6 protein-coding genes are annotated in these 9,074 nt (G+C 34.7%); all 6 read left to right on the top strand.

All coding sequences use genetic code 11. The features are described from left to right. Positions 1-878: 878 nt before the first annotated feature. Positions 879-2,015 carry a GDP-mannose 4,6-dehydratase gene (gene gmd, locus HDC90_RS22925; RefSeq protein ID WP_184470617.1) on the top strand — a complete coding sequence of 379 codons (1,137 nt, stop codon included), beginning with the start codon at positions 879-881 and terminating at the stop codon, positions 2,013-2,015. Between the two features lie 284 nt (positions 2,016-2,299). Next, positions 2,300-3,040 carry a tyrosine-protein phosphatase gene (locus tag HDC90_RS22920; protein WP_184470615.1) on the top strand — a complete coding sequence of 247 codons (741 nt, stop codon included), beginning with the start codon at positions 2,300-2,302 and terminating at the stop codon, positions 3,038-3,040. A 174-nt stretch (positions 3,041-3,214) separates the two neighbouring features. Beyond that, positions 3,215-4,024, top strand: a complete 810-nt coding sequence (locus tag HDC90_RS22915; protein ID WP_184470613.1) for a polysaccharide biosynthesis/export family protein — start codon at positions 3,215-3,217, stop codon at positions 4,022-4,024. A 40-nt stretch (positions 4,025-4,064) separates the two neighbouring features. Continuing rightward, positions 4,065-6,392, top strand: coding sequence for a tyrosine-protein kinase (locus HDC90_RS22910; protein ID WP_184470611.1), 2,328 nt, complete (start codon positions 4,065-4,067; stop codon positions 6,390-6,392). A 50-nt stretch (positions 6,393-6,442) separates the two neighbouring features. Then, positions 6,443-7,738 carry a flippase gene (locus HDC90_RS22905; protein ID WP_184470609.1) on the top strand — a complete coding sequence of 432 codons (1,296 nt, stop codon included), beginning with the start codon at positions 6,443-6,445 and terminating at the stop codon, positions 7,736-7,738. A gap of 11 nt (positions 7,739-7,749) precedes the next feature. Next, on the top strand, positions 7,750-9,069 hold the full coding sequence (locus HDC90_RS22900; protein WP_184470607.1) for an O-antigen polymerase: 1,320 nt from the start codon (positions 7,750-7,752) through the stop codon (positions 9,067-9,069). The last annotated feature ends 5 nt before the right edge of the window (positions 9,070-9,074 follow it).

Below are 9,074 nucleotides of genomic sequence, written 5' to 3'. Positions count from 1 at the left end.
AGAAATAGATTTTAAAACATAAACAACCTTAATTAGCCAATAAGCCTTATTTATCTTCAATAATCAATTTTAACCGGACAACAGTGAAATAAATTTAGCATGACGACCGCCTTAATGAAATGTACTAAAAAAACATATATAGAGTTAACAAAAGATGTGTCCATACGATAGGCACAGGCAGGAACCTTAAGCCATAAGCGGCTAATATATTCGTGCTTTTTGTATTTTGCCTTCCCCCACCATTTTCCATACCCCCATACCGACACAGCTGTGGCCCAAAATAACCCCAGGCTATGTTTCCCTTCACCTTTTATTTAGCTATTGTTAACCCGCCAACCTAAAGCGATGCAAATCTTTGACATCGCTGATCTTCAACGTGGTTCTGTTTCAACCAAAGCAAGTCCGAAGCAGTAGGCAAGTAGGTGTACAGCAAGGCATAGCCAAGCCTGGCCGGAAGGTGGCTTGAACGTGGGGTAAACGTGGCATAAAGGTGGGGTTTTAGATTTTTAATCAGACTGATTAAATTGATTATGCTTTTGTTTAACCTAATATACTAAATTATAGCGATTCGAATATGATCGCTGGTTTGATTGCTTATTCATTCTTTCCTAAAAGCCGGCTATCAATTACCAAAAGTATCCGTAAATCAAATTTTTGCATGCTAATTAATCGAATTCAGATTAAAAAGTAAACAAGGTACATTATCATTGCTAGTAAAAGACATAAAATTGGATGAGCGCATGCTTCAAAAGCACGAAGCTAAGCTGTCGTTTGATCGTGTTTGATAGGGACAATAAGATTAAATCACCATTTTAAAATCGCTTATCAATCAAATAAATTATTCTGTATGTTTGTAGCTTATTAAAATATCAATGAATATGAAGGTTGCTTTAATTACAGGTGTTACGGGACAAGATGGGGCTTATTTAGCAGAATTTTTGCTAAAAAAAGGTTATTTCGTACATGGATTAAAAAGACGTTCATCCTCATTTAATACCGATCGCATCGATCATCTGTATCAGGATCAGCATGAGCAGAATGTACATTTCAAATTGCATTACGGCGATTTGACTGATTCTACTAATCTGATCCGTATTATTCAGGAAATACAGCCTGATGAAATTTATAATCTTGCAGCCATGAGCCATGTGCATGTAAGTTTCGAGATGCCTGAATACACGGCCAATGCAGATGGTATTGGGACCCTGAGACTTTTAGAGGCTGTACGTATTTTGGGTTTAACCGAGAAAACCAGAGTCTACCAAGCCAGTACTTCAGAATTATATGGTTTAGTTCAGGCTGTTCCACAAAGTGAAACTACGCCCTTTTACCCGCGATCGCCATATGCTGTAGCCAAGATGTATGCCTATTGGATCACCGTGAATTACAGAGAGGCCTATAATATGTTTGCTTGCAACGGCATATTGTTTAACCACGAAAGTCCATTGCGTGGAGAAACTTTCGTTACCCGTAAAATTACGAGGGCTGCGGCTAAGATTGCATTAGGCTTGCAAAAATGCCTTTATTTAGGTAATCTTTCTGCCCAAAGAGATTGGGGGCATGCCAAAGATTATATTGAAGCCATGTGGCTGATTTTACAGCAGGATAAACCAGAAGATTTTGTGATTGCTACCGGTATTACGACAACGGTTCGCGATTTTGTACGCATGAGTTTTGCTGAATTGGGTATTGAAGTCGAATTTTCAGGAAAAGATGAGAATGAAAAAGGAGTAATTATTGGGTTAGATGTTGAGGTGCTTAGCCGTTTAGGATTAGATCCTGAAAAACTGTTCTTAGGTAGTACCATCGTTCAGGTGGATCCCAAATACTTCCGCCCTACAGAAGTAGATTTATTATTGGGAGATCCAACAAAATCAAAAACACAGTTAGGGTGGGAACCCAAATATGACCTGGCCGCTTTGGTAAAAGATATGGTAATATCTGATCTCCATTTAATGAAAAAGGATGAATATTTAAAAAAAGGGGGATTTAAAACCTTGAATTACTTTGAGTAGCTTTTCTAAAGTCCATACATTAATTTTTTGTTAAATTTTCTGTACGAAAATTAATTTGCAGCTTTTTTACCAGCATTATTTCGACTATTTGTCTGATTTAATCTACTACTTATTGGAAAATAGTGTGAATTGTCTTAGCTTTATATCATTAATTTGAGGAATTTGCGTTATATGTAAATAATCCTAACAAAATTTGCAAAATAGTTGGCGGCAATAAGCTTGCTTAATAAACGTTCCTAAGGGTAAGGGCGGAATAATTTAGTGTTTTCCATTTTAATAAAAATATGTTAAGCTTTTTTAGTAAAAAAAATAAAGTTACCGATATCTCTTGGTTAGGAGTGGATATGCACTCGCATGTTTTACCAGGTATTGATGATGGATCGCCTGATGTGGCAACTTCGCTACGTTTTGTAAAGTCGTTACAAGAGCTAGGTTTTGAACAACTGATCTGTACACCGCATATTTATAAAGAATTATACCCGAATACGAAAGAAACCATATTTAAGGCAAAATCTTCGCTTCAGAGTGAAATGAATAAAGCGGGAATAGCCCTGAAACTAGCTGCAGGAGCTGAATACATGATTGATCAGGACTTTAATTTGGAAGAATCACTATGCCCTTTAGATCAAAAACACTTACTAATAGAGATGTCTTATTTATCCGAAAGCCCGGGCATAAGTAAAACTATATTTGAGATCGAAATAAAAGGGTACCAACCAGTACTTGCACATCCAGAACGTTATACTTTCTATTTTAAAGATAAAAGTAGATTAAGACGATTTAAAGAAAAAGGGTGTTTACTACAGTTAAATTTATTGTCTGTTTTAGGTTATTATGGTAGAGAGGTGAAGCAACTGGCTGAGCTTCTGTTGAAAGAAAAGATGTACGATTTTGCTGGTACAGATCTTCATCATGATAAACACTTAAGTACCCTAACAGAGGCTGTGCAAACTGGTAAGTTATACGATTTAATTGGTAGTTATGGGTTTAAAAATCAAGAAGTATTTGGTTCTATCTGCGTATAATCAAACATTATAAAGTATAATTAATTGCATAATTTTTATTGTTCACGTTCAAATTACTTACCAAAACTAAATTTTCGTGATTCTGAATTAAAGCTTTTTATATATTACAATTAAATGATTAAGTTTGCAAGCTATTTGAAATGGTCGATCATTTTAAATAGAGTTATTATACCTATGAATAAAAAAAACAAAGTAAATAAAGGACTAAAATTGGCTACTTTATTACTAGCCATTACCTTAACTTCTTCCTGCGTAAGTAATAAAAAAATTGCTTACTTCCAGGACATTCAAAGTGTCAATCAAGCGAAATTAGAAAATGCAGTGGCTTTTACCGAGCCTGTTATTCAGCCAGATGATATTTTAAGTATTAATGTATTTACTTTAAATCCACAGAGCGGTGCAATTGTAAATCAAGCGGCCGCCAATACTATATTGGGCGGCAGTGCCAATACAGCTGTTGCAGCACAGCAGGTAAATGGCTTTCTTGTAGATCGCAATGGTGAGGTGGAACTTTCTTTAATCGGGAAGGTTAAAGTAGCGGGTTTAACTACTTATCAAGCCCGCGAGCTAATTAGAGAAAAAGCATCTTCATTTTATAAAGAACCGAATGTTCAACTTCGTTTCGCAAACTTTAAGGTAAGTGTTTTGGGAGAGGTAAATGCACCTTCAGCATATACTTTGCCTAATGAAAAGGTAACCATATTGGATGCCTTAAGTTTGGCAGGCGATTTAACTATTTATGGACGCCGTGAAAATGTGTTAATTATACGCGACAACAATGGGAAAAAGGAATTTGCCCGCCTAGATTTAAACTCCTCCGATATATTTAATAGCCCATATTATTATCTTAAACAAAATGATGTTGTTTACGTAGAGCCCAACAAGCGTAAGGTTTCAGCTTCTAATTCGGCACAAATCCAAACTATTGGTGTAATTGCCTCAGTCCTTTCTGTAATTGTTATTGCAATTACTAATTTTAAATAGCATTTTTTTAGTTTAAATGGAGAACATACGAGAATATAATATGTCAAATCAATTAGAAGAAGAGGACGGCATAGATCTTAAGAAGATTTTTATGGAGCTTGCCGATAAGTGGCATTGGATTGGTGTAGGCATAGTAACATGTTTAATCATTTCTTTTTTATATATACTATACACCCCCCCTTCTTATCAGATTAATGCAAGGGTATTGGTTAACGATGATGAAAAAGCAGGTGGTCTAGCTAAGCAGGCTGGAGCCTTAATGGATCTTGGAGGATTATTGGGCGGAAAGAATTCTGTTGATAATGAAGCCGAAATTTTAAAGACCAGGTTCCTAATGGAGCAGGTAGCCCGAGAAATGCAGCTCAATATCGTATACGCCCGTAAATCTAATTTCGTTAAAAGAGAACTTTATCAAGCACCTTTTAGGCTTGATTTTATTAAAGGGGTAGACTCAATCAAGAAAACACAAATAGAAATACAAAAGCTGCCAAGTGGTAAAGTGAAAATAGTTTCAAATAAGCTTGAAAAAGAAATAAACTGGAATGATACATTTGAAATAAAAAACGTTGGAACTTTACAGTTGCTTCCTGTAAATGGCCTATCTATGGATAATGGAACTTTTGTTGTGACCTTAAATTCTATAGACGAAAGGGTAGCAGACTTGATGAAAATGCTTTCTGTTGGTGTATCAAATAAACAGGTTACAATTATAGATCTCGGTTTAGCATATCCGGTACCGAAAAAAGGTGAAGATATTTTAAATACTTTAATTAAAAAATATACTGAAGCCAACCTAAGTGATAAAAATGCAATAGCTGATAGCACAGGTAAATTTATTAAACAAAGATTACAGGTAATCGCTTCAGAACTTGGGGATGTTGAGGGTGAGGTTAAACAATTTAAACAAAAGAATCGTTTGGCCGATATGACAGAGCAAGGCAAAGTGTTGGTGCAAAGTACCTCCGAGTTTTCTACTGAATTGGCAAAAGCAGAGACCCAAGTATCCATCCTATCAGACTTGGAAAAATACCTACAGGACGAGAATAAGAACAAACGTGTTTTTCCAACTTCTCTACTGCCGCAGGATATGGTTTTCTCAGGGATAATGAACCAGTATAATGCACTATTAATAGAGCGCGATAAGCTTTTATTAAGTGTAACGGATTCAAGCCCACTTATTAAAAATCTTGATGGACAGGTTGCAGAAATGAGAGCTGGTATCTTGGCCAATATAGTAAGTACAAAAAATACATTTGTACTCACTAGAGATAAGTTAAGAAAACAGCTTGATAAGGCTGAGGGGCAGATTTCAGCAGTTCCGGAGATTGAAAAAGACTATTTGAAATTAGCAAGAAATCAGCAAATTAAACAGGAATTATACATCTTTATGATGCAAAAAGCTGAAGAAACAGCAATTTCTAAAACAGCTAATATTTCGATCGCTAAAACGATCGATCCACCCAAAGCCGCAGTAATTCCAATTAGCCCTAAAAAGACTATTGTTTATTTAGCAGGTTTAATTGCAGGATTGGTTTTTCCGATACTGACCATATTTGGGTTAAACTTCTTAAATACCAGTATATCTACCAAACAAGATATTACCAATTTAACCTCGGTACCTATTATTGGCGAGATAAGTCATAACTTAAGTGATGATAATCTTATTGTAGCCAACCAAGCAAGGTCTGCCATTTCTGAGCAGTTTAGGGCACTTAGAACGAGCTTATCTTTTTACCTTAAGAATAAAGATGAAAAGATTATTCTGCTAACTTCTAGTATGAGTGGTGAAGGAAAATCATTCACGGCTATTAATTTGGGTAATATACTGGCCCTTGCAGGAAAGAAAGTATTATTGATGGAACTCGATCTGCGAAAACCAGGTTTATCTGCAAAGCTCGGTGTTTCTAATGAAATTGGGTTTAGTAATTATACCATTGATTCGACCATTAAAGTAGATCATATTGTTAAGCCATTATCGATAAATAAAAATATGTTTATTATTTCTTCAGGTCCTTTACCCCCAAATCCTGCAGAAACATTAATGAGCGAGCATACCCCTGCATTAATTGAAGAGCTTAAAAAACAGTTCGATTATATTATTATGGATGCGCCACCAATAGGGATTATTACCGATGCGCAACTGCTTTCTAATTATGCTGATGTGGTTTTATATCTGGTTAGACAAAAAATAACCCAGAAAAATCAAATCGCAATAGTAGATGATCTTTACCGTAGTAAAAAAATGAAAAATATCGGTATTGTAGTAAATGATATCGTAAGTAAGGCTTATGGCTATGGTTATGGCTATGGGACTTACGGAGAAGAAAACAAGCAAAAAGGCTGGTTGTCAAAAGTGTTTAAAAAATAATGTTATCAGCAGCCTGGGCTGTACGCTCTTTGACTTAAAAGAAAGATTAATTGGAATCGAAAATCAAGAATATATTATGGCAAAGTGGCGATAAGTTGTTTAAAGCATTTAGCAACATTATTGTAATGGCTATAATGGCTGGTTATGGGCCAATAGTTTTTGGTAGCTTTAATTTTGCAATTTCATTGTCTACTTTGGTTACAATTATAGCAGCTATTGGTAACGATAGCCTGGTAATTAAAGAAATAACTTCTAATTTCGAGGAAAGAGGCATTATTTTAGGTAGTGCTTTTACCCTAAGGTTAATTGTTTGGATAATTACCTCGGCATTATATTTGGCTTATGTGTATTTTGGGTACTTTACCCCAGATCAAACGCTTATTGCAACAATTCTGCTCCTTTATTCTTTAACATCACTTTCTGATGTCGTTGATTCTGAGTACCAATCGCAGCTTAAAATACAATTGTCTGCCATTCCCCGAATGGGCGTGCAGCTTATTATTTTTATCGTTAGGGTTTATCTGCTGCTTAATCATTATCCTATTCTAATTATTGCACTCTCATATGCCATAGAAGGAGTGCTTTCATTTCTCCTTGTTAGCTTTGTTTACCGGAAATATTATCAGAACTTTCAAAAACCAAGGTTTAATAAAGTATTATTTTTAGATATTTTTAACAAATCTAAGCCATTGCTGGCCGGAACAGTAGCCACGGTACTTTACATGCGAATTGATCAGATTTTACTCGAAAAGCTATCTACACCTTTTGAGTTGGGGCAGTTTAGCATGGTTAACCGAATTGGCGAAGCCCTCTACTTTGTGCCCGTAGCCATTGCAGGCAGTTATATGGCCAAACTCGTAAAATCTTATCTAGAATCAAAAGAAGATTTTAATAAGGCATTAAAACAGTACATGGCTGTGATGATTATTTCGGGAGTAGTTTGTGCCTGTGGGATTTACGTAGCAGGTTGGTTGGCAATAACTTATTATTTTGGGGCAGCGTACTATCCTGCAAGAGAGATATTGCTTATTTATGCTTGGTGTATACTGCCTGTTGCTGTTGGATTGGCAAATAACCAATATTTTATTGTGAAAAATAACGAAAGAATAGTTTTCATACGGTATCTAATGGGATTTATTATTAATCTGGCTTTAAATCTTATTTTAATTCCTCGTTATGGCGCGTATGGTGCCGCAGTTTCTACCCTTATATCATATGTGTTAATTAATTTTGTTAGCAATTTTATGTTTAAGGCTACCTTACCCTTATTTAAAGCACAAATATCTGGTATAGCAGAAATACCTAATTTAATGAACAGTTTATTAAAAAAGAACTTCAAAACTTAAAGGAATCATAAATGACGAATCTAATTATCTGTTTAAGTTTATGTATCTTTTATTTAGGAACATATGTTATATGGTTCGATAGAAGAAATATTTTTAACCATTTCTTTATTGGATTTTGTTTGGTAGCGTATGTAATTCCAGTTTGTGTAATCGATTTTGAGAAAATTGCTGGTGTTGATATTCTCAACCTTTACTCTATTATTAATTTGATAGGCGCTATATCTTTTGTCGTGGGCTTATTAATTGGGAATAAATGGAAAAAAATAGGACTAATTGATCAAATGGTTAATTTTAAGATAGTTCATGGTTATTTAAGTGAGCCGATAAAGCTGAAACGATTTCTTAAAGTATGTGATAGAATGTACCTTTTTGGAATAATTGGTGTTACTTTGAGTTTTGTATTAATGGGGTTTGTCCCAATTTTTGCATCAGATCCCATTCTTGCTAAGTTTTTTAAAGGAGAATATCAAGAACCTTATAAAAGAGTTGCATACATTTATAGAACATCAAGATTACTAATTGAATTGTTACTGCCACTCAAAATATTACAAATATTAAATAAGTGGAGTCTGAAAAACATGTCATTAATAGTATGGGGACTAGCTTTAATTATATTCAGTTTGAATAGAGGTCCTATGCTTACTGGATTACTATTAGCACTATCAATAATCTTTTCTCTTAATAAAAGTAGAACTATTTTCTTCTCCTACATAGGCGTAATTGTTATGTCAGTACTTATAGGTAGTTCACTATACTACATACTAGCTATTTTCTCTCCTTTCGGTTATTACGGTGGACTTGATTTAGGTAGTAATGTTTTTGAAGCAATATCATTTGGATCTCCTGATATTAGCGATCAGCTCACGTTCTTAAATCAATTTGTCCAAAAAGGAAGCGATTTTACATACGGCTTGACATTTATAGGTGGCTTGATTCCATTTAACTTCAAATATAGCCCTTCTTCTTGGACATTGTTTGTGGCTAATGATACAAGTGACATCTCTGAAATTGCCTCAGGTGGATTTAGGATACCTGTTTCAATGTGGGGATACACTAGCTTTGGTTGGTTTGGAGTTGTATTGGTTCCATTCTTATCCGCATTTTTTATAGGATATATTGTTAGAAAAATCAAACCGATAATTAGAAGTTTAGATTCGACTTTTTCTAATAGGATAAAGTTCTATTTTATTAGCTTTATTTATCTAAATGTTCTTGTAGTATTCACCAATTATTACTTAATATCGATATATTTATTACCCCCATTAATTATTTATTTTTTACTATTAAAGACGATCAAAAGAAGGGCTGCTCCAATTAAATCAGCGTTATAGGATTT

The sequence above is a fragment of the Pedobacter sp. AK013 genome (assembly GCF_014205835.1).
In the GTDB taxonomy this organism is placed as follows: domain Bacteria; phylum Bacteroidota; class Bacteroidia; order Sphingobacteriales; family Sphingobacteriaceae; genus Pedobacter.
The sequence above is the reverse complement of the archived record's forward strand: the minus strand, read 5'-3'. Positions and strand labels throughout refer to the sequence as shown.

Bases quoted from the DNA above. Each gene is read 5' to 3' on its own strand.
- HDC90_RS22915 (WP_184470613.1), top strand. From the start codon at position 3,215: ATGAATAAAAAAAACAAAGTAAATAAAGGACTAAAATTGGCTACTTTA.
- gmd (WP_184470617.1), top strand. From the start codon at position 879: ATGAAGGTTGCTTTAATTACAGGTGTTACGGGACAAGATGGGGCTTAT.
- HDC90_RS22920 (WP_184470615.1), top strand. From the start codon at position 2,300: ATGTTAAGCTTTTTTAGTAAAAAAAATAAAGTTACCGATATCTCTTGG.
- HDC90_RS22900 (WP_184470607.1), top strand. From the start codon at position 7,750: ATGACGAATCTAATTATCTGTTTAAGTTTATGTATCTTTTATTTAGGA.
- HDC90_RS22910 (WP_184470611.1), top strand. From the start codon at position 4,065: ATGTCAAATCAATTAGAAGAAGAGGACGGCATAGATCTTAAGAAGATT.